Genomic DNA, 19,219 nt, shown 5'->3' on the forward strand with positions numbered 1-19,219 from the left:
CGCCCCTACAGGAAATGACGCGCTGCGGCAAGGCGGCACGGCGGCGGCGCATTTGCATCGAGGGGAACGCAGCGCCATATTCCCGATTGAAGCGCAACTGTTATAGTCACATATAACAGCTTGAAGGAGACGTTATGGCCAGCACCGCGCCCAGCACGACGACCACCGCCGATCCGCTCAACCTGACACCGCCCGATCCGGTGCCGCCCGTCGCGCCGGACAAGGCGGCTGGCCTGGTGCCGCTCGACGAGGAGAAGCGCTCCAAGCTGGACGAAAAGGTTGATGCCTTCATCGACGATCTGGTCGCGCAGGACGCCAATTCTCCCGAATTCGGTCAGCGCGTCGATCAGCTCACTAATATGGGCCGCAAGGAGATTGCCGAGGCGGCCGGGCACAGCAACCGCTTCCTCGACCGCCCGGTCCGTGCGATGGACAGCGACAATAAGGTCGGCGCCGACCTTGCCGAGTTGCGCCGCACGGTCGAGGATCTGGATCCCGGCAAGCGCGGCAGCCTGCTCGCGCCCAAGAAGCTGTTCGGCATAATCCCCTTCGGCAACCGGATGCGCGACTATTTCGACAGCTACAAGAGCGCGCAGGGTCACATCAATTCGATCCTCGGCTCCCTCGCCAGCGGCAAGGATGTCCTCATCAAGGACAATGCCGCCATCGACGTCGAACGGCAGAATATGTGGGCGGCGATGGGCCGCCTCGAACAGATGATCCACATTTCCAAGACGCTCGACGCCCGATTGGAGGCCAAGGCGCTGGAGCTGGATTCGACCGATCCCGCCAAGGCGAAGGCGATCCGGGAAAGCGCCCTCTTCTACATCCGCCAGCGTACGCAGGACCTGCTGACGCAGATGGCGGTGACGGTGCAGGGCTATCTCGCCCTCGACCTCGTCAAGAAGAATAATGTCGAGTTGGTGAAGGGCGTCGATCGGGCCAGCACCACGACCGTTTCCGCGCTGCGCACCGCCGTTACCGTGGCGCAGGCGCTCGTCGGGCAAAAGCTGGTGCTCGAACAGATCACCGCGCTCAACACGACCACTGCCAACATGATCGATTCCACTGGCGAGATGCTGAAGAACCAGACCGCGCAAATCCATGAGCAGGCCGCGTCCAGCACCATCCCAATCGAAACGCTCCAGCGCGCCTTCCAGAACATCTATGACACGATGGACAGCATCGACAGCTTCAAGGCGAAGGCGCTGGAGAATATGAAGACGACGGTGAACACGCTGACGAACGAGGTGGAAAAGTCGAAAGGCTATATCGCCCGCGCGGAAGGCCAGGCGCAGGCGGCCAGCCAGGCGCGGGCCGACAATCCGCTGCTGAGTGCGGTCGAGGGGTGAGGATGACGAACTCCCGTCCCCCATTCGTTTCGAGCGAAGTCAAAAAAAGGATGCGTGAGGCCAGATGACACGCTCCGACCGCGTCCTTGCTGATGCCGAAGCCGTCCTCCGCCGGCACAGCGATCGCGGACGGAGCCTGTCGGCCCGCGCCCGGCAAAGGCGCAACGCGGCGCTGATGCGGAAGCTCAAATATGCTTTCGGGGCCGTGCTGACGATCCTCATCGCCAGCGCCATCGCGGGTTTCGTGACGCCGCTCGGCACCACCGGCGTCATGATCGCGCTCGGCGTCATGATCGCAGCGCTGCTGCTGATCGCCGCCCTTCCTGCAGAGCCGCGCGTCAGGACGGCTGCGCTGGCCGACACGCCCCTGCCCGCCCTGCCGCTGCAGACCGAGATCTGGCTCGACAATCAGCGCAAGGCCCTGCCGCCGCCCGCGCTGACCCTCGCCGACAGCATCGGCGTCAAGCTGGAAATGCTCGGCCCGCAACTGGAGCGGCTCAGCGATCAGGAACCGGCGGCTCAGGAAATCCGCCAGCTGCTGTCCGATCATCTGCCCGAACTTGTCACTGGCTATGAATCCATTCCCGCCCCGCTCCGCCGCGAAGAGCGCAACGGCCGCGTCCCCGAACAGCAGTTGGTTGAGGGGCTGACGGTCATCGACACGGAACTCTCCCGGATCAGCGAAACTCTCGCCAGCGGCGATATCGACAAGCTGGCGGTGCAGAACCGTTTCCTGGAACTCAAATATCAGGAAGCGAAGGAACTGGGCCGATAGCCCAGCCGTCCTCCCCTCATGATCCATCTCACGCTGATCATTGTCGATTTCCTGACCGGACTGCTCGCGGCAGGGGCCTGGGCGCTTGCTTCGGCCGGTGGCGCGATTGCAGCGCTGGTCGGCGGCGGTATCGTCAGCGCATCGCTGTTCAGGAAATGGCGCCGCCGCGGCTGATCGTCACGCGCCGCGGATCAGCTTCTCTATCGCCTCATCCGTCAGCGGCTGGCTGAACTGGATGCCGAAGCGTTTGTCCCGCACCCACATCACCCGGCCGCTCGCCTCCAGCCCCAGCGCGGACACGGAGATATAGGTCCCCGCAGCAGGCGGCGTTTCGCAATGGGCCAGCGCTCCGGAGGAGGACAGGTCGAGGAAATGGCCCCGCGTCTCAGCCCGGCCGAAACGCAAAGTCACCGGCCCGAACATCTTGTGCCGGGCAGTATGCCGCCGCTGCTCCGCATTGGCCGCAGGGGTTCTGCTTTGGTCGATCATATCGAGCCTCTCCCACGGGGCCATTCAATCACGAAAAGGTCAAAGCGATCCACAGAATCATGGTTAACGGCCCATTAGCCGCCTTTTCCCCTAAGGAAACCTGCTAATTTACGTTAGTTTCCGTTTTTCAGCGTGCAGGGAACGATGCTCTCCGGCGTCGGCCGCGCGGTGATCCGGCGAAAGCGCGCGAAATATCCCCCCGCCGTCGGCTTGGGGATCAGCTCCTCCAGACGAAAGCCCACCGCCGCCAGTTCGCAGGCCAGCAGGCGCGGCGGGGTGCCATGCTTCGCGGTCGGGCGATTGGCATCCACGACGATCAATTCGCCATCAGCCTTCAGCGCCGGGCTCAAATGCCACAGGAACGCATAAGGCTCGGCGATCTCATGATACATATGGACCATCAGTATGCGGTCGAAGCTGTTTTCGGGCAGGCGCGGGTCCTCCGGCGCGCCCAGCCTCACGCTGACATTGCGCCAATCCTCGCGGGTGATGCGGCGGGACAGCGCCTCGATCACTTCGGGCATGATATCCTCGGCCAGCACCCGGCCTTTCGGCCCGACCCGGTTAGCGAGGCGAACGGTATAATAGCCCTCGCCCGCGCCGATATCCGCCACGGTCATGCCGGGCCGGATGCCCGCGCGGTCCATGATGTCGTCGGCTTCATTGACGCGGTCGCGCGCTTCCTCGCTAGACCATCGGGTAGATACGATGGGAGCCACCGGGCGGTCGGCGCGGGGAAAATCGCGCGCACCCGCTGGCCGGTCATCCTCCTTGGCCGGTGATAACAGGCTACAGCCCGCCAGCAGGAGCAATGATCCCGCCAGCGCCGCCCGCATCATCAATCGACATCCTCCACATCGACCTTCTCGCCCGTCACCTTCTGGCTGAGCGCGGCCGCCATGAAGGGGTCGAGCGCCCCGTCCAGCACATCGTCCGGGGCGGTGGAGGTAACGCCGGTGCGCAGGTCCTTCACCAACTGATAGGGCTGAAGAACGTAAGAGCGGATCTGGTGGCCCCAGCCAATCTCGGTCTTGGCCTGATATTCGCCCGACGCGGCCGCTTCCCGCTTCTGCAGTTCGGCTTCGTAGAGGCGCGCCTTCAGCATGTTCATGGCCGTCGCGCGGTTCTTGTGCTGCGACCGGTCATTCTGCGACGCGACGATGATGCCCGAGGGAATGTGGGTGATGCGGACCGCCGAGTCCGTCGTGTTGACGTGCTGCCCGCCTGCGCCCGAAGCGCGGTAGGTGTCGATCTTCAGATCGCCTTCGTTGACCTCGATCTCGATATTGTCGTCGATCACTGGATAGACCCACACCGACGAGAAGCTGGTGTGCCGCCGCGCGGAGCTGTCATAGGGGCTGATGCGCACCAGCCGGTGCACGCCGCTTTCGGTCTTGGCATAGCCATAGGCATTTTCGCCCTTGAACAGGAAGGTCGCGGACTTGATGCCAGCCTGATCCCCCGCCTGATAATCGACCAGTTCCACCTTGTAACCGCGCCGTTCGGCCCAGCGCCGGTACATGCGGCTCAGCATTTCCGCCCAGTCCTGGCTTTCCGTGCCGCCAGCGCCCGCATGGATTTCCAGATAGGTGTCGCTGGCGTCGGCCTCACCGGCCAGCAGCGCCTTGATCTTGTCCTCATCGGCCCGGTCCGCCAGCGCCTTGAGCGACGCGATGGCTTCATTGACCATATCCTCATCGCCCTCGGCCTCGGCCATCTCGATGAGTTCAGCGGTGTCGGTCTTTTCGCTGTCGATCGCGCGCGTCGCGCCGATGGCAGCTTCCAGCCGCGTGCGTTCGCGCATGACTTCCTGCGCCATCTTCTGATTGTCCCAGAGCGTGGGATCCTCGACGCGCGCGTTCAATTCATCTAGCCGCCGAAGCGCGCGATCCCAGTCGAGAAAACGGCGCAGCAGGTCCAGCGCGGCGTCTATACGGTCGATATATTGCTGCGCTTCGGCGCGCATGGGAACTCTCCAGAATGTCGGGGCGCGCCATAAACGCACTAAACGCCAGCCCCTATCCGAGGGACTCGATTTTGGGAAGGTTCAATCCTTCAGCGGCCCTCCTCAACCCTCGTTCGTCCTGAGCCTGTCGAAGGACGCTCAACTGCCTTTGCAGTTGCGCGCCAATATTCTGATCCTTTCCCAGTCACCATCAATCAACGCGAGCTTCTTGGCCCGGCTCCAGCCCTTGATCCTGCGTTCGGCGGCAAGAGCTTCGTCCCTCGTACCAAAGCATTCCGACCAGACCAGGGCGAGGGGCCGACGCGCCGCAGTATATCCGGGGATGACGCCCGCCTGATGGCTCGCGATCCGGCCCTCCAGATCGTCAGTATGACCCGCGTAAAAGGACCCGTCGCTGCAACGGAGAAGATATGCATAAAAAGCCATGACATGGCACTAAGTGAAGCGAGCGTCCTTCGACAAGCTCAGGACGAACGGACTCTGTATTGCGGGTCCAAGTTGACGGCCCTCCTCAAACCTCCGTTCGTCCTGAGCCTGTCGAAGGACGCGCGCCAACTCACCTCGCGATCAAACGCAATGCCTCAATAAATACCGCCCTGGTCCTGCAGGAAGTCGCTATCCGTACGCTGCCGCACCTGCGCCCGCGCCTCGCGCCGCTGCGCGGCCTGTTCCTGCGCCGCAACCTCTTCCTTGCGGATCGACCGGCGCGGTTCCGTCTCGGGCTTGAACGCTTCCCAGATCACGGCGGGCTTGGGTTCATCCGTCGGCCACACGCCATAGACGCGCTTGCCCGACCGGCGATCGATCGTGACCATGCGAATGCCCGCCGGAGCGACGAAGGGCGCCTTGGGCATCGCCTCAAGATAGGGTGACATCGCCGCTTTCCAGATCGGCGCGGCGACACGGCCGCCCTGCGCCCAACCACCCAGGCTGCGCGGCTGGTCATAGCCGATATACACACCGGCCACCACATCCGGCGATCCGCCGACGAACCAGACGTTGGTCGGCCCGTTCGTCGTGCCGGTCTTGCCGAACAACGGACGCTTCAGGTCTGAAAGGATGGTGGCCGTGCCGCGCTGGATCACGCCTTCGGCAATGTGCACCACCTGATAAGCGGTCATCGGGTTCATCACCTGCCGCCCTTCAAAACCAAAGCGCGGCATCGGCTTGCCGTCCCAATTGGCCATGTTGCACCCGTCGCAGGCGCGCCAACGCAGCGGCCAGATCACCTTGCCGCGGCGATCCTGCACATAGTCCATGACCTTGGGGGCCAGCTGATGCCCCTGATTGGCGAGCATCGCATAGGCGTTTACCATCCGCTCGACGGTGGTTTCGCCCGCGCCCAGCGCAAAGGACAGATAGGGCTGATAATCGCCGATCCCCATCGCCTTGATCGTGCGCACCACGCGGTCCATCCCGGTCTGGCTGGCCGCGCGCACGGTCATCAGGTTGCGCGACTGCTCAACGCCCCAGCGCATGGTCTGCGGCCCGGCGCTGCCGCCAGTAAAGTTGCGGAAGCATTTCTGTCCCAGCCCTGCGCCCTGATAAACGCACAGCGGGCCGTCGACGATGATCGACGCGGGGGTCATGCCATTGTCCAGTGCAGCGGCATAGACGAACGGCTTGATGGTGGACCCCGGCTGACGCATCGCCTGGGTCGCGCGGTTGTAGGATGACAAGCGGCTGTCGAACCCGCCCTGCATCGCCAGCACGCGGCCCGAGTGGGTCTGCTCCGCCATCATACCGCCAGAGACTTCGGGGACATTGCGCAGCGCCCAACTGGACCCGTTGCGCGCCACCACGATCAGGTCGCCGGGCTTCATGCTGTTGAACGCAGGCCCGCCCGCACGGCGGTAGGGCATTCGCGCCGCACTGGCGGGCAGCGTTGCGGTCGATCCATCCGCAAAGCCGATCTCGGCTCCCGCACTGTTGCGATCGATCACCGCCGCGACGCGCCAGCCCGCATAGTCGATGCCGACATAGCTCGCCGCCAGCTCGCGCTTCCATCCGCGCGCCATGTCGATCTTGCCGACCGGACCCGACCAGCCCTTGCCCGCGTCGAAACGAAGCAGCCCGTTGCGCAGGGCGGTGGCGACGCCTTCCTGCAGCTTGGGATCATAGGGGCTGCGCACCCACAGGCCGCCCGCATAGACGCTGTTAGGGCCGTCTTCCGCCTTTTCTCCGAACTGCTGGATCAGGCGGCGGCGCACCTCTTCCATATAATAGCCGCCCGCCCGCGCATCGAAGCCGGAGCCGTGCGGCGGCACGGTGCCGAGCGGCTGCGCCTGCGCCTCGTCTCGTTGCGCCTGGGTGATCCAGCCATTTTTGAACATTTCGCCAAGCGCCCAGTTGCGGCGCTCCAGCGCGCGCTCATGGCCGGTCGGGCTTTCGGGCCGGTAGTTGGCGGGGCCCTTGGGCAGAATGGCGAGATAGGCCATTTCGTGCAATTTCAGGTCCGCGACGTCCTTGTCGAAATAGGCGCGCGCGGCAGCCTGAACGCCATAGGCGTTACGGCCAAGGAATATCTGGTTTAGGTAGAGTTCCAGTATCTGCTGCTTCGTCAGCACGCCTTCCATGCGATAGGCGAGGATCATTTCCTTCACCTTGCGCGTGGGCGAATATTCGTCGCCGATCAGCAGATTCTTCGCCACCTGCTGCGTGATGGTGGAGCCGCCTTTGGCGCGCTGGCCGGAACCGATCTTGGTCACATAATCGAACACCGCGCCGAAGAAGCCGGGAATATCGACGCCATGATGTTCGAAGAAGGTCTTGTCCTCCGCCGCCAGATAGGCGCGGATCAGCAGCGGCGGATAATCGCTATATTGCAACTGAACGCGACGCTCGCGCGCATAGCTGTGCACCGGCTGGCCGTTGATGTCGCGCACGATGGTGGGCAGCGGCGGCTCATATTCCAGCAGCGTCCCGGCGTCGGGCAAGCCCCGCGCGAAGATCAGCCAGAACAGCAATATCGCAAGGAACAGGCCGCCAACCGCGATCGCCGCCCAGCGGAACCAGCGCCGGTCCCAGTGCGGCGCCAGCCGCTCCCGGAACGCGCCGCCATGGCCGCGCAGGCGGTCGGCTAGGGACGATCGGGCGGTATCGGGGCGGGCCTCTTCCATGACGACAGGAGGCTCTAAGGTCAAAATGCAGCCAGCGCCAGTGCGGATCGACGGAGCGGCTCCATCAGCCGCCGCTCAAGACCCGCCTGCGGGCGAAATAGACCTCGATCGCGCGCGCCGCGCCCTTGGCGATGCTGGCTTGCCCGGCGCGGGACACCAGGAAAGCGGCGTCCTCATCATTGCTGAGATAGCCCGTCTCGAACAGCACGGACGGCGTATCGGGCGCCTTCAAAACCATGAGTGAAGCATAGCGATGAAAGGCGTTGCGAAAGCCCATGAAGGGGGACGCCTCCCGCTTCAGCAATGCCGCGAAATTCGCCGATTCCTTCATGGTTTCGCGCTGAGTGAGATCAATGAGGATAGAAGAGACATCGTCCCTCTGCCCGCCCAGATTGACCCCGTTCAGCACGTCCGCCCTGTTCTCCCGCGCCGCCAGCCGCGCCGCTTCCCGGTCGGACGCCACTTCGGACAGGGTATAAACCGTCGCTCCGCGCGCCTCTTCATTATCCGCCGAATCGGCATGAACCGAAATGAACAGGTCCGCATTCAGCTTGCGCGCCACGCCATAACGTTCCTGCAGCACCAGAAAGCGATCATCGTCCCGCGTCAGCGCGACACGCACCCGCCCTGACTTCAGCAGTTCGTCCCGCATCGCCTCCGCGATGGCCAGCGTCAGATCCTTCTCCCGCTGACCCGTGCGCGCATTGATCGCGCCGGGATCATGCCCACCATGGCCCGCGTCGATGACCACCAGTGGCCGCGATGCGTCAGGGGGCCCTTCGACACGCGGCAATGACAGGCCGCGCGCGACCGGCGGGATCGGCACGGTGATGCTGTGCCACCGCTTGACCGGCCGAGGCGCCATGGCAGCGGGCGCATCAAAGGCGATGCGCGCCGTCGCTGCGGGGTTGGTAAAGAGAGCGCCTGCCAGGGCAAGAGCGTGGAGCATGGCCGCGCTTGTGCATCGGCCTGCCCCCGGCCGTCCAGCCCCATTCTCGCGCGCCACAACCGTAAGGGGCTTAACCTTTGCTTCACCATGTTCGGCGATTTATCTACCCCACGGCTGCATTCATCGTGGACGAAACAATTTTGTGCGGGCCGTTGCTAGGCTGGCCTTTGACTGCTACCCATTCACATTCCTGAAAGAAACGCCCATATCAGGCGCGGCTCTTTTCAGGAGCTTTCACGACAGCATCGGCGGGCGCAAGCCGCCCGGGTCCGATGCGACGAACAGGTTGACGCTGCATGAGGCATGAATTCCATTCCACGCTGAGCCCGGTACCGGGCGATGCGGCGTGGATGGAGCGGACCGGCGGTTTGCCCGGCCCTGCCGATGCAGCAGAAGCGCAGTTTTTCCTGTCAAACCGGACGATAGCACCACCCGCGCCGCTGGCGGCGCGACTGCATTCGTCCCTTCACTATCGCGTGACAGCCCGGCCGAGCGCCGCTGGCCGTCATCGCCGGAGACTCATAAATGACAATGCGTATGCTGATCGATGCGCGCCACCGGGAAGAGACCCGGGTCGCGGTCGTCAAGGGAAATCGGATCGAGGAATTTGATTTCGAGTCCGCCGAGCACAAGCAGCTCAAGGGCAATATCTATCTCGCCAAGGTTACCCGTGTAGAACCCTCGCTGCAGGCGGCCTTCGTCGATTATGGCGGCAACCGCCACGGCTTCCTCGCCTTCAGCGAAATCCACCCCGACTATTACCAGATCCCGCGCGAAGACCGCGAAGCGCTGCTGCGCGAAGAACGCGCGCATGCCGAAGAAGAAGCCGCTCTGCGCGCCGACTATGATGACGAGGATGATCATCATGGTGAGGACGGCGTCGAAGTCGTCGAAGCCACTCATCATGAGGATGAGGAAGGCGAAGCGGCCGAAAGCACCGAAGGCGGCGACAAGCCCGGCCGCCGCAAGCGCGGTGGCGATGACGCGGCCGACGAGCTGCGCCGCAAGCGCATGGCGCTGCGCCGCCGCTACAAGATCCAGGACGTCATCAAGCGCCGCCAGGTGCTGCTGGTGCAGGTCGTCAAGGAAGAGCGCGGCAACAAGGGCGCGGCGCTGACCACCTATCTTTCGCTCGCCGGCCGGTATTGCGTGCTGATGCCGAACACCAGCCATGGTGGCGGCATTTCGCGCAAGATTTCCAACGCCGCCGACCGCAAGCGGCTGAAGTCGATCATCGCGGAGATGGCGCTGCCCTCATCCATGGGCTGCATCGTGCGCACCGCCGGGCTGCAGCGCACCAAGCCGGAGATCAAGCGCGACTTCGACTATCTCGCCCGCCTGTGGGACGAGATCCGCGAAAAGACGCTGAAGTCGGCCGCCCCAGCGCTGATCCACAATGACAGCGACCTCATCAAGCGTGCGATCCGCGATATCTACAACAAGGATATCGACGAAGTCATTGTCGAGGGTGAGGAAGGCTATCGCGCCGCCAAGGACTTCATGAAGCTGTTGATGCCCAGCCATGCGCGGCGGGTGCAGCAATATGCCGACGCGGTCTCGCTGTTCCAGCGCGCAGGCGTCGAGGATCAGCTGGCGGCCATGTATAATCCGGTCGTGCAGCTCAAATCGGGTGGCTATCTGGTCATCAACCCGACCGAAGCGCTGGTGTCGATCGACATCAACTCCGGCCGTTCAACGCGCGAACATGGCATCGAGCAGACCGCCGTCGCCACCAACCTGGAAGCCGCGCGCGAAATCGCCCGCCAGCTGCGCCTGCGCGACATGGCGGGTTTGGTCGTCATCGACTTCATCGACATGGAGATGAACTCCAACATCCGTAAGGTCGAGAAGGCGATGAAGGAGGCGCTGAAGGACGATCGCGCCCGCATCCAGGTCGGCCGCATCTCGGGCTTCGGCCTCATGGAAATGAGCCGCCAGCGTCTGCGCACCGGCGTATTGGAAGCCTCGACGCGCCAGTGCCCGCACTGCGAAGGCACGGGCCTTGTCCGCACCGCTTCGTCGGCGGGTCTTTCCGCGCTGCGCATGCTGGAAGAGGAAGCGGCCCGCGGCCGCGGCAACCTGGTCACGCTGCGCGCCAGCCAGGAAGCGGCCTTCTACGTCCTCAACAACAAGCGCCGGGAACTGGACGAAATCGAGCAGCGCTACGGCGTCCGCATCGCGATCCTGCCCGATGGCGAGGTCGAAGGCGCACGCATGTCGGTCGAAGCCAGCGGCCCGCGCCCGGAACGGGTGGTGACCTATGCCCCGCTCGTCGAGGAAGAGGATGAACTCGACATCGTCGAGGAGCTGGAAGAAGAAGAGATCGAAGAGGTCGAGGCCGCCAGCCACGAAGAGCGTGGCGACCGGGGCGAAGACCGCGAAGGCGGCCGCCGCCGCCGCCGTCGTCGTCGTCGTCGCGGCGGGCAGCGTGACGAGCATCGCGCCGAGGGCGAGGCTGAAACCGCTGCCGAAGCCGAAGGCGAAGCTGATGAGGAAGCTGAAGCCATTGGAGAAGAAGCCGGACATGAGCCGGTCGAGGCGCATGGTGAAGGCGATGAGGGCAGCCGCCGTCGTGGTCGCCGTGGCCGCCGTGGCGGACGCCGCCGCCGTGAGGCGGGTGAGGGTGTGACCGAGGAAGCGTCTGCTGAGACCGCAGAAGCTGCAGCCGAAGTAGCCGAGCACGTCACAGCCGAAGTCGTCGTCGAGGCCCCGGTAGAGGCAGCGCCGGAAGCACCCGCAGAGGAGGAAGCGCCCAAGACTCGCCGCCGTCCGCGTGCACGCAAGGTCAAGGAAGCCGCCGAAGCTCCGGCAGAGGCGGTCGAAGTCGCCGCCGAAGTCCCTGCCGAGGAAGCGCCTGCAAAGCCCAAGCGCACTCGAAAGAAGAAGGCTGACGTCGCCGCCGAGGCTCCTGCCGAAGCGCCCGCGAGCGTTGAAGCCGAAGCCGAAGCACCCGCAAAGCCCAAGCGCACCCGCCGGAAAAAGGCCGACGCCATGGCTCAGGAAGCAGCAGAAGCGCCTTCGATCGCCGAACCTGTCGCCGCACAGGCGGCGACGGAAGCGGAAGCTGGCGCCGGACCAGTGGGCGCAAATGACAGCGGCGCCGAAACGCTTGATGGTGCGGACGCAGCTGCGACGCAGAGCGACGGGGAAAGCGCGCCCCGCCGTGGCTGGTGGCAGCGCACCTTCGGCCAGTAACGGGGCCATTTGGCCCGCATGAGCAACGCCGCCGTCCTGCCGGTTTCCACCGGATGGCGGCGGCGTTCTCGCTTCACTCTCCATTCAGGGCTGCGCTGCCATCGGCGTTGCGGCATGCCCGTTGCTACTCATATCCGCGCTGGCCGTCCGTGAAGCGCCGTTGGCTTCATAGCGTCGCGATCGCCGTCGCGAGCCTGGCGCTGCTGGCGAAACCTGCAGCCGCCCAGCAGATCCTGCGCGATGCCGAAACCGAAGCCTTCATGGCCGATATGTCCGCGCCGCTGGTGCATGCCGCAGGCATGGAGCCGCGCAACGTCCAAGTGTTCGTTCTCAACGATCCGGAGATCAATGCCTTCGTCGCGGGCGGCCAATATGTCTGGTTGCATAGCGGCCTGATCGCCACCGCCGACAATGTGAACCAGTTGCAGGGTGTCGTCGCGCACGAATTGGGACACATAGAGGGCGGCCATGTCATCCGCTCGGCCGACGGGATGAAGGAAGCGACCGGCATCACCCTGCTCAGTCTGGTACTCGGCGCGGCGGCGATCGCGGCAGGCGGCGCCGAAGCCGGCATGGGCATATTGGGTATGGGCCAGCAGGCGGCGATGGGCAAATATCTCGCCTTCTCCCGTGCGCAGGAAAGCTCGGCCGACCTTGCAGGCGCGCGCTATCTCAGCAAGGCGGGCCTGTCGGGCAAGGGCAGTCTGGATTTCTTCAAGAAGCTGCAGAACCAGGAATATCGCCTCGCCATCCCGCAGGACGACAGTTACGGCCGCACCCACCCGCTCTCGGGCGAGCGCATCAACGTGCTTCGCGAGGTCTATACGGTCGATCCATCCTGGAACAAGCCAGTGGACCCCAAGCTGGAGGCGCGGTTCGAGCGCATCAAGGCGAAGCTCGTCGGCTTCGTATCCGAACCCACGCAGACACTGATCAAATATCCCGAAAGTGACCAGTCCATCCCGGCGCATTATGCGCGCGCCTATGCCTGGCACAAAAGCGCTTATCCGGACAAGGCGATGAGCGAGGTGGATGCGTTGCTCAAGGCAGAGCCGCACGACCCCTATTTCCTCGAGTTGAAGGGCCAGGTTCTGCTGGAAAGCGGACGTCCCGCCGATGCGATTCCGCCGCTGCGGGAGGCAGTGCAGATCACCCGCCAGCCGCTGATCGCGACGATGCTCGGCCATGCGCTGATCGCGACAGAGGATGACAATAATTTCGCCGAGGCCGAGCAGGTGCTCCGCAACGCCGTGGCGCGCGACCGGGAAAATCCCTTCGCCTGGTATCAGCTTGGCGTCGTCTACGAACGGCGCGGCGACACGCCTCGCGCTGCGCTGGCGACCGCGGAACGCTATGCGCTGATGGGCGACGACCAGATGGCGTTGCGCAGCGCCGACGCCGCGATGCAGGGGTTGAAGCCGGGAACGGTTGACTATCTGCGGGCGCAGGATATCGCAATGGTTTCACGCGCGGCCGTCGAACAGAAGCGGAAGAAAAGATGACCGAACTCCCTCGGCCCGGCTTTCGCGCGGCCCTTTCCAACAGGACGATTCAGATGACCATTGGCGCGCTCGCCTTTATCGCCGCCACCGCGACCGGCGCTGCGCTTGGCATGCAAAGCACAAGCAGTGTCGCCGTCGGCGACAAGGCCGCGATAGAAAAGATCGTGCGCGACTATATATTGGAGCATCCCGAGATCATTCCTGAAGCGGTCGAACGGCTTCAGGCGAAACGGGTCGCCGACAGCATCGGCGAAAGCCGCAAGGCGATCGAAACACCCTATGCCGGTGCCTGGGAAGGAGCGGCCAAGGGCGATGTTACGCTGGTCGAATTTTTCGATTATGCCTGCGGCTATTGCCGCGCCTCCCTCCCCGACCTTGCCAAGCTCGTGGGCGAGGACAAGGGGTTGAAGGTCGTCTATCGCGAGTTGCCGATCCTGTCCGACGAGAGCGCCGACGCCGCCAAGGTTTCTCTGCTGGCGGCCGAGAAGGGCCAATATATGCCGTATCACCGCGCCCTCTACGCCAGCGGCAAGGTGACGCGCGAGACGATCCTGGCCGCCGCGGCCACGGTCGGAATCGATCGAAAGGCTGCGGAGGCGGCGATCGCCAGCAGCAAATATGACGCGGAAATTCAGTCCAACATTGCGCTAGCGCAAAAGCTGCGCGCCACCGGCACGCCGACCTTCGTGGTGGGCGATCAGGTGCTGAACGGCGCGGTGGGCTATGACGCGCTGAAGCAGGCGGTCGCGGCGGTGCGGGCGAAGTAAGGCGCCGGGTGGATTTCCACCCTCCGCCATTGACTCGTCCCCGCCTTTTGCCTATCGGACGCCCCCTGACATGCGGCCGCCCCACGGCGGCCCTTTTTTGTCACGCCCGATTTTGACGTTTTGCTTTGAGGAATGAACGATGAAGCGCACCTATCAGCCGAGCAATCTGGTTCGGAAGCGCCGTCACGGTTTCCGCGCCCGCATGGCGACCCCCGGCGGCCGCAACGTGCTGCGCGCCCGTCGCGCCCGCGGCCGCAAGAGCCTGAGCGCCTGAACGACGCGCCGCCGGTCAGCGCGCCTGCCATCATGAGCAAGCGCGCCGATTTCCTGGCGGCGAATCGCGGGCGGCGCGCGCCCATGCCGGGCTTTGTCCTGCTGGTGCGCGAACGGGCCGATGGCGATCCGGCGATGCGCTATGGCATCACGGTTACGAAGAAGATTGGCGGCGCTGTCATCCGCAACAGGATGAAGCGCCGTTTTCGCGTTCTGGCGCGAGAGCTGCTGCCGGTCCATGGCGTGCCTGGCGCGGACCATGTGCTGATCGGGCGATCCGACGGCATAGAACGGGACTTCACTCTGCTGCGCGCCGAACTGGAAAAGGCGCTGCGCAAGGTGATGAGCCGACCGGCCGGAGAAGGGCCCCGCCGGGCGAAGAAGCAGCCCACCAGGGCCAAGGACAAGATGCCCTCGCCTGCGCGGGACGATGGCGGTTCCAGCTCATGATCGCCCGCCTGCTCATCCTCATCGCGCGTTTCTGGCAGCTTGGCCCTTCGCGCATATTGCCGCCCTCTTGCCGCTACGCGCCCTCCTGCTCCCAATATGCCATAGAGGCTATCCGCAAATATGGTGCGGTGAAGGGTAGCTGGCTCGCCACGAAGCGGCTAATGCGATGCCACCCCTGGGGTGGGTCGGGCTACGACCCCGTCCCATGACACAAGATTTTCACTGAAGACGGCGGAGCCGACAAGCGTGGACGACAAGAAGAATATTGTTCTGGCGGTGCTGCTGACGGCGGCGATCCTGTTCGGCTGGCCCTATATCGCCAAGCATTTCTTCCCCGCAGCCAACCCGCCCGCGACGAAGATTGAGGGCGGCAAGACCACGCCCGTCTCGCAGGGTGCAAGCCCTGCCGCGGATAGTCCGGCAGCGATTCGCGACCGCGCGCTCGTGCTCAAGGAAAGCCCGCGCATTCCCATCCGCACGCCCAAGCTGACCGGGTCCATCAATCTGAAGGGCGCGCGCATCGACGATATCGTGCTGCCCACCTATGGCGAGACGATCGCCAAGGATTCCCCTGCCATTCGCCTCTATAGTCCATCGGGCACGGCGGACGCCTTCTTTGCCGGCTTCGGCTGGCAGGGCGAAGGGGTGAAGGCGCCCAACGCTGACACTGTCTGGACCGCAGAAGGCACGGAGCTGACGCCCACCCGCCCGGTGACGCTGCGCTGGAACAATGGCGCGGGTCAGACTTTCGAAATCCGCTTCTCGGTCGATCAAAATTATATGATCACCGCGCAGCAGAAGGTTTCGAACAGCGGCGCTGGAGCCATCGCCGTCAAAAGCTACGGCTATGTAAGCCGCGCCACTCCGTCGAAAGATCCTGACACCTGGACCATTCATGTGGGTCCGATGGGCGTCTTCAATGGCGCGGCCAATTATGACGTGAACTATAAGGACCTCGCCAAGGGTCCTTCGACCCAGAGCTTCCAATCCACCGGCGGCTGGCTCGGCTTCACGGACAAATATTGGTTGTCAGCCTTGGTGCCGGATCAGAAGGCCGCTTTTGAAGGCCAGTTCCGCAAGGGTGCGGGCACCCAATATCAGGCGGATTACAGCCTCGCGCCCACCATGCTGGCGCCCGGCAAAGCCGTGACGCAGACTGCGCGCCTGTTCGTCGGCGCGAAGGAAGTGAAGACGCTCGAAGCCTATCAGGATGCGGGCATTCCGTTGTTCGATCGGGCGATCGACTGGGGCTGGTTCTACTGGTTCGAAAAGCCGATCTTCGCTCTGCTTCACTGGCTGTTCGAACATATCGGTAATTTCGGCGTCGCCATCATCTGCCTGACCTTCGTGGTCCGCGCGCTAATGTTCCCCGTCGCCCAGCGCCAGTTCGCCAGCATGGCCGCGATGCGCGCGGTCCAGCCCAAGATGAAGGCGCTGCAGGAGAAGTATAAGGACGACAAGCCCAAGCTTCAGCAGGAGATGATGGAGCTTTACAAGCGCGAGAAGGTGAACCCTCTTGCCGGCTGTCTGCCCATCTTCATTCAGATTCCGATCTTCTTCGCCCTTTACAAGGTGCTGCAGCTGACGATCGAAATGCGCCACCAGCCCTTCGTCCTGTGGATCAAGGATCTGTCCGCACCCGATCCGCTGCACATCCTGAACCTGTTTGGCCTACTGCCCTTCACGCCACCCTCCTTCCTTGCGATCGGTGTGCTGGCGTTGCTGCTCGGCATCAGCATGTATTTCCAGTTCAAGCTGAACCCGGCGCAGATGGACCCGATGCAGCAGCAGGTGTTCTCGATCATGCCCTGGATGATGATGTTCATCATGGCGCCATTCGCGGCGGGCCTGCTGGTCTACTGGATCACCAACAACTGTCTGTCGATGCTCCAGCAATGGTGGCTCTATAAGCGCCATCCCGTTCTGAACGCGGCAGAGGCGAAATAATATCGCGCAACGCCCGTTCGGTTCGAGCTTGTCGAGAACGGCGCGCCATGGTTCTCGACAAGCTCGAACCGAACGGAGTTTGAGATGAGCGGCGACGAACAAGCCGACCTGATCGAGGAAGCGCGCAAGGTCTTTGCCGGGCCGATCACCTTCCTGAAATCAGCGCCCGACCTAAAATTCCTGCCCGACATGTCGGTCAATGAGGTGGCCTTTGCGGGCCGCTCCAACGTCGGCAAATCCTCGCTGCTCAACGCACTGACCGGTCGCAACGGCCTTGCACGCACGTCGAACACGCCGGGCCGCACGCAGGAATTGAACTTCTTCGACGTGGGCGATCCGCTGCGCTTCCGCCTGGTCGACATGCCGGGATATGGCTATGCCAAGGCGCCCAAGGACATGGTCCGCAAGTGGCGCTTTCTGGTGAACGACTATCTGCGCGGCCGCGCGAAGCTGAAGCGCACGCTGGTGCTGATCGACAGTCGCCACGGCATCAAGGACGTCGACAAGGATATATTCGACATGCTTGACGCAGCGGCCGTGAGCTACCGCGTCGTGCTGACCAAGGCGGACAAGGTGAAGGCCAGCCATCTGGCTGAAATCATCCAGGCCACGGGTGAGGCCATCCGAAAGCGACCCGCCGCTCACCCCGATATCATCCCCACCTCCAGTGAGAAGGGCATGGGCATCCCCGAACTACGCGCTGCGGTGCTGGAGAGCGTGACGCAAGGGTAGCCGAAGCGGTCAGATGCCCTGCCGTCGGCCTGAAGGCGGAAAGCGCACCGGCTGCTTTTCTCGACTGCGTTCGAAACGGACGGAGTCAGCTTGGCTCATCGGAAGGCATTTTCGCTAGAAAAGCGAATATTGCCCATCGCCCTTGAGCGGCCATGTGCCCAAAGTCTCATGCCGCGTGCGGCCGACATGGCTGCATATCAATGCGAACTGCTCCACCCGCCAGTTGAACCCTTCGATCCGCCGCTGCTCGGGCCGTCCCTCCCGATAAAATAGCGTCTGATGCGGACTGAAGCTCCAGCCGGGGCGCAGCGAAACCCCTGCCCCGCGCATCGCATCGATGATCGCCCGCTGCAACGCGTTGAGCAACGGCACGGACGAGGAAGGCCGTAATGCAGCTGACTTGTTGCTGAAGCTCAACCGATCAAGCGGCAGATCGAAAGGTTCCGCCATGACGGTGGTGCCGGCGCGCAGCAACGCCTTGATCACCGCATAGGGATAATCATCATAGTCGGCGGTAATCGCCAATGTGACATGCTGATGCTCCGGCAGAATCCGGCGTGCGCCCTCGGCTAAGCTTTCCGCCAGATGATCGGTCTGCCGCGCAACGACTGGCGAAGGCTGGAGCCCGAAAAATAGCCGGTACAAGCTCTTGGTGCGCATATCGTGGCGCATTTCTCATCCCTCCGATTCGATATGTTCACTATATGTTCTTACCGTCGGCGATGCGAGTCATTAGGGCACCGTTTGCCGCTTACGCGCGTTAGGAATGCAACTCGAAGGGAGTAGCCCTATGGTTCAGCGTACACTGGCTCAGCTTGCCGAGACGATGAAGGACATCGACTTCGCGATGCTCTCCACCCATGCCGGCGACGGCCGTATCGGGGCGCGCCCCATGAGCAACAATCGCGATGTCGAATATGATGGCGACAGCTATTATTTCACGACGGACGACACCGTCATGGTGCGGGACATCGAACGGGAGCCCCAGGTCGGCCTCTCCTTCCAAGGTAGCGCCGGATTGCTGAACCAGCGGCCGCTCTTCGTCGCCATTGAAGGCCGCGCCGAGCTAATTCGTGACAAGGCCGAGTTTGCGGCGCATTGGAACAGCGACATAGAGCGCTGGTTCGAACATGGCATAGACACGCCCGGTCTGGTGATGATCAAGGTTCGCGCCGAACGCGCCCATTATTGGGATGGCGAAGATGAAGGGGAAATCGGCCTCTGAACCAGCAGAAGCCAAAGGAGACCGGAAAAACCGTGTCCGCACAGCGGCGCTGTGGCTTCTTTCCATATTTTATCTGATCGCGGGCGTGGCGCATCTCACGCGGCCAGCTGGCTTCATAGCGATCACCCCACATTGGGTGCCCTGGCCCGCGCAGATCGTCGCCCTCACCGGGCTGGCGGAGCTTGCCGGGGCCATCGGACTGCACCTGCCGCGCGTCCGCCGGGCTGCGGGGATCGGCCTTGCCCTTTATGCCTTGTGCGTCTGGCCGGCCAATCTCAACCACGCCATCAACGATATCCCGCTGGGAGGGACGCATCTTGGCTGGTGGTATCACGGCCCGCGCCTCCTATTGCAGCCAGTCATTATCTGGTGGGCGCTTTGGGCGAGCGGAGTCACGCAATGGCCCTTCGGTCGAAAGGCACCCGCGCCCGACATGGGTGATTGTCTTTGAAGGACGCCGCCTTACTGTGACGCCCAA

19 protein-coding genes and 1 pseudogene are annotated in these 19,219 nt (G+C 63.5%); 13 read left to right on the forward strand and 7 right to left on the reverse strand.

Annotated elements, in window-relative coordinates; translation table 11 throughout:
• Window positions 1-134: 134 nt before the first annotated feature.
• The 3 genes from ACZ5Y5_RS10170 (at window position 135) to ACZ5Y5_RS10180 (ending at window position 2,301) form a co-directional block, all read left to right on the forward strand.
• Complete coding sequence (locus ACZ5Y5_RS10170; RefSeq protein WP_464808519.1) at window positions 135-1,352, forward strand: toxic anion resistance protein; 1,218 nt, start codon at window positions 135-137, stop codon at window positions 1,350-1,352.
• Between the two features lie 64 nt (window positions 1,353-1,416).
• A complete protein-coding gene (locus tag ACZ5Y5_RS10175; protein ID WP_464808520.1) occupies window positions 1,417-2,127 on the forward strand; it encodes a hypothetical protein in 711 nt (236 codons plus the stop codon).
• 18 nt (window positions 2,128-2,145) lie between these two features.
• Window positions 2,146-2,301, forward strand: a complete 156-nt coding sequence (locus ACZ5Y5_RS10180) for a hypothetical protein (protein WP_464808521.1) — start codon at window positions 2,146-2,148, stop codon at window positions 2,299-2,301.
• 3 nt (window positions 2,302-2,304) lie between these two features.
• Here ACZ5Y5_RS10180 and ACZ5Y5_RS10185 read toward each other — a convergent pair whose 3' ends face one another.
• The 6 genes and pseudogenes from ACZ5Y5_RS10185 to ACZ5Y5_RS10210 all read right to left on the reverse strand — a co-directional run.
• Window positions 2,305-2,616: a PilZ domain-containing protein gene (locus ACZ5Y5_RS10185; protein WP_464808522.1), complete on the reverse strand. Its 312-nt coding sequence runs from the start codon at window positions 2,614-2,616 to the stop codon at window positions 2,305-2,307.
• 113 nt (window positions 2,617-2,729) lie between these two features.
• On the reverse strand, window positions 2,730-3,455 hold the full coding sequence (locus ACZ5Y5_RS10190) for a class I SAM-dependent methyltransferase (RefSeq protein WP_464808523.1): 726 nt from the start codon (window positions 3,453-3,455) through the stop codon (window positions 2,730-2,732).
• A complete protein-coding gene (gene prfB / locus ACZ5Y5_RS10195) occupies window positions 3,455-4,582 on the reverse strand; it encodes a peptide chain release factor 2 (RefSeq protein WP_464808524.1) in 1,128 nt (375 codons plus the stop codon). The genes ACZ5Y5_RS10190 and prfB overlap by 1 nt, the downstream gene beginning before the upstream one ends.
• Window positions 4,583-4,720: 138 nt before the next feature.
• Window positions 4,721-5,008, reverse strand: a complete 288-nt coding sequence (locus tag ACZ5Y5_RS10200; RefSeq protein ID WP_464808525.1) for a GIY-YIG nuclease family protein — start codon at window positions 5,006-5,008, stop codon at window positions 4,721-4,723.
• A gap of 155 nt (window positions 5,009-5,163) precedes the next feature.
• Window positions 5,164-7,701 (reverse strand): penicillin-binding protein 1A, encoded by a 2,538-nt coding sequence (locus ACZ5Y5_RS10205; RefSeq protein ID WP_464808526.1) that lies wholly within the window; start codon window positions 7,699-7,701, stop codon window positions 5,164-5,166.
• A gap of 64 nt (window positions 7,702-7,765) precedes the next feature.
• A pseudogene (locus tag ACZ5Y5_RS10210) lies at window positions 7,766-8,593 on the reverse strand (N-acetylmuramoyl-L-alanine amidase family protein); the annotation flags it as partial.
• Window positions 8,594-9,175: 582 nt separating this feature from the next.
• Here ACZ5Y5_RS10210 and ACZ5Y5_RS10215 point away from each other — a divergent pair.
• The 8 genes from ACZ5Y5_RS10215 (at window position 9,176) to yihA (ending at window position 17,516) form a co-directional block, all read left to right on the forward strand.
• Window positions 9,176-11,845 carry an Rne/Rng family ribonuclease gene (locus ACZ5Y5_RS10215; protein WP_464808527.1) on the forward strand — a complete coding sequence of 890 codons (2,670 nt, stop codon included), beginning with the start codon at window positions 9,176-9,178 and terminating at the stop codon, window positions 11,843-11,845.
• Window positions 11,846-11,994: 149 nt separating this feature from the next.
• A complete protein-coding gene (locus ACZ5Y5_RS10220; protein ID WP_464808528.1) occupies window positions 11,995-13,347 on the forward strand; it encodes a M48 family metalloprotease in 1,353 nt (450 codons plus the stop codon).
• Window positions 13,344-14,114, forward strand: a complete 771-nt coding sequence (locus ACZ5Y5_RS10225) for a DsbA family protein (RefSeq protein WP_464808529.1) — start codon at window positions 13,344-13,346, stop codon at window positions 14,112-14,114. The genes ACZ5Y5_RS10220 and ACZ5Y5_RS10225 overlap by 4 nt, the downstream gene beginning before the upstream one ends.
• A gap of 139 nt (window positions 14,115-14,253) precedes the next feature.
• Window positions 14,254-14,388, forward strand: coding sequence for a 50S ribosomal protein L34 (gene rpmH / locus ACZ5Y5_RS10230; RefSeq protein WP_007683189.1), 135 nt, complete (start codon window positions 14,254-14,256; stop codon window positions 14,386-14,388).
• Window positions 14,389-14,420: 32 nt separating this feature from the next.
• Window positions 14,421-14,837 (forward strand): ribonuclease P protein component, encoded by a 417-nt coding sequence (rnpA, locus tag ACZ5Y5_RS10235; protein WP_464808530.1) that lies wholly within the window; start codon window positions 14,421-14,423, stop codon window positions 14,835-14,837.
• Window positions 14,834-15,046, forward strand: a complete 213-nt coding sequence (gene yidD / locus ACZ5Y5_RS10240) for a membrane protein insertion efficiency factor YidD (protein WP_066526720.1) — start codon at window positions 14,834-14,836, stop codon at window positions 15,044-15,046. The genes rnpA and yidD overlap by 4 nt, the downstream gene beginning before the upstream one ends.
• A 37-nt stretch (window positions 15,047-15,083) precedes the next feature.
• On the forward strand, window positions 15,084-16,784 hold the full coding sequence (gene yidC, locus ACZ5Y5_RS10245; protein ID WP_464808531.1) for a membrane protein insertase YidC: 1,701 nt from the start codon (window positions 15,084-15,086) through the stop codon (window positions 16,782-16,784).
• A gap of 84 nt (window positions 16,785-16,868) precedes the next feature.
• On the forward strand, window positions 16,869-17,516 hold the full coding sequence (gene yihA / locus ACZ5Y5_RS10250) for a ribosome biogenesis GTP-binding protein YihA/YsxC (protein WP_464808532.1): 648 nt from the start codon (window positions 16,869-16,871) through the stop codon (window positions 17,514-17,516).
• Between the two features lie 114 nt (window positions 17,517-17,630).
• On the opposite strand, the gene ACZ5Y5_RS10255 is transcribed toward yihA, so the two are convergent.
• Window positions 17,631-18,188 carry a 2'-5' RNA ligase family protein gene (locus ACZ5Y5_RS10255; protein WP_464808533.1) on the reverse strand — a complete coding sequence of 186 codons (558 nt, stop codon included), beginning with the start codon at window positions 18,186-18,188 and terminating at the stop codon, window positions 17,631-17,633.
• Between the two features lie 118 nt (window positions 18,189-18,306).
• Here ACZ5Y5_RS10255 and ACZ5Y5_RS10260 point away from each other — a divergent pair, with 118 nt between their 5' ends.
• On the forward strand, window positions 18,307-18,741 hold the full coding sequence (locus tag ACZ5Y5_RS10260; protein WP_464808534.1) for a pyridoxamine 5'-phosphate oxidase family protein: 435 nt from the start codon (window positions 18,307-18,309) through the stop codon (window positions 18,739-18,741).
• Window positions 18,719-19,192, forward strand: a complete 474-nt coding sequence (locus tag ACZ5Y5_RS10265) for a DoxX family protein (RefSeq protein WP_464808535.1) — start codon at window positions 18,719-18,721, stop codon at window positions 19,190-19,192. The genes ACZ5Y5_RS10260 and ACZ5Y5_RS10265 overlap by 23 nt, the downstream gene beginning before the upstream one ends.
• Window positions 19,193-19,219: the final 27 nt, after the last annotated feature.

The organism is Sphingobium sp. TomTYG65, assembly GCF_055395525.1.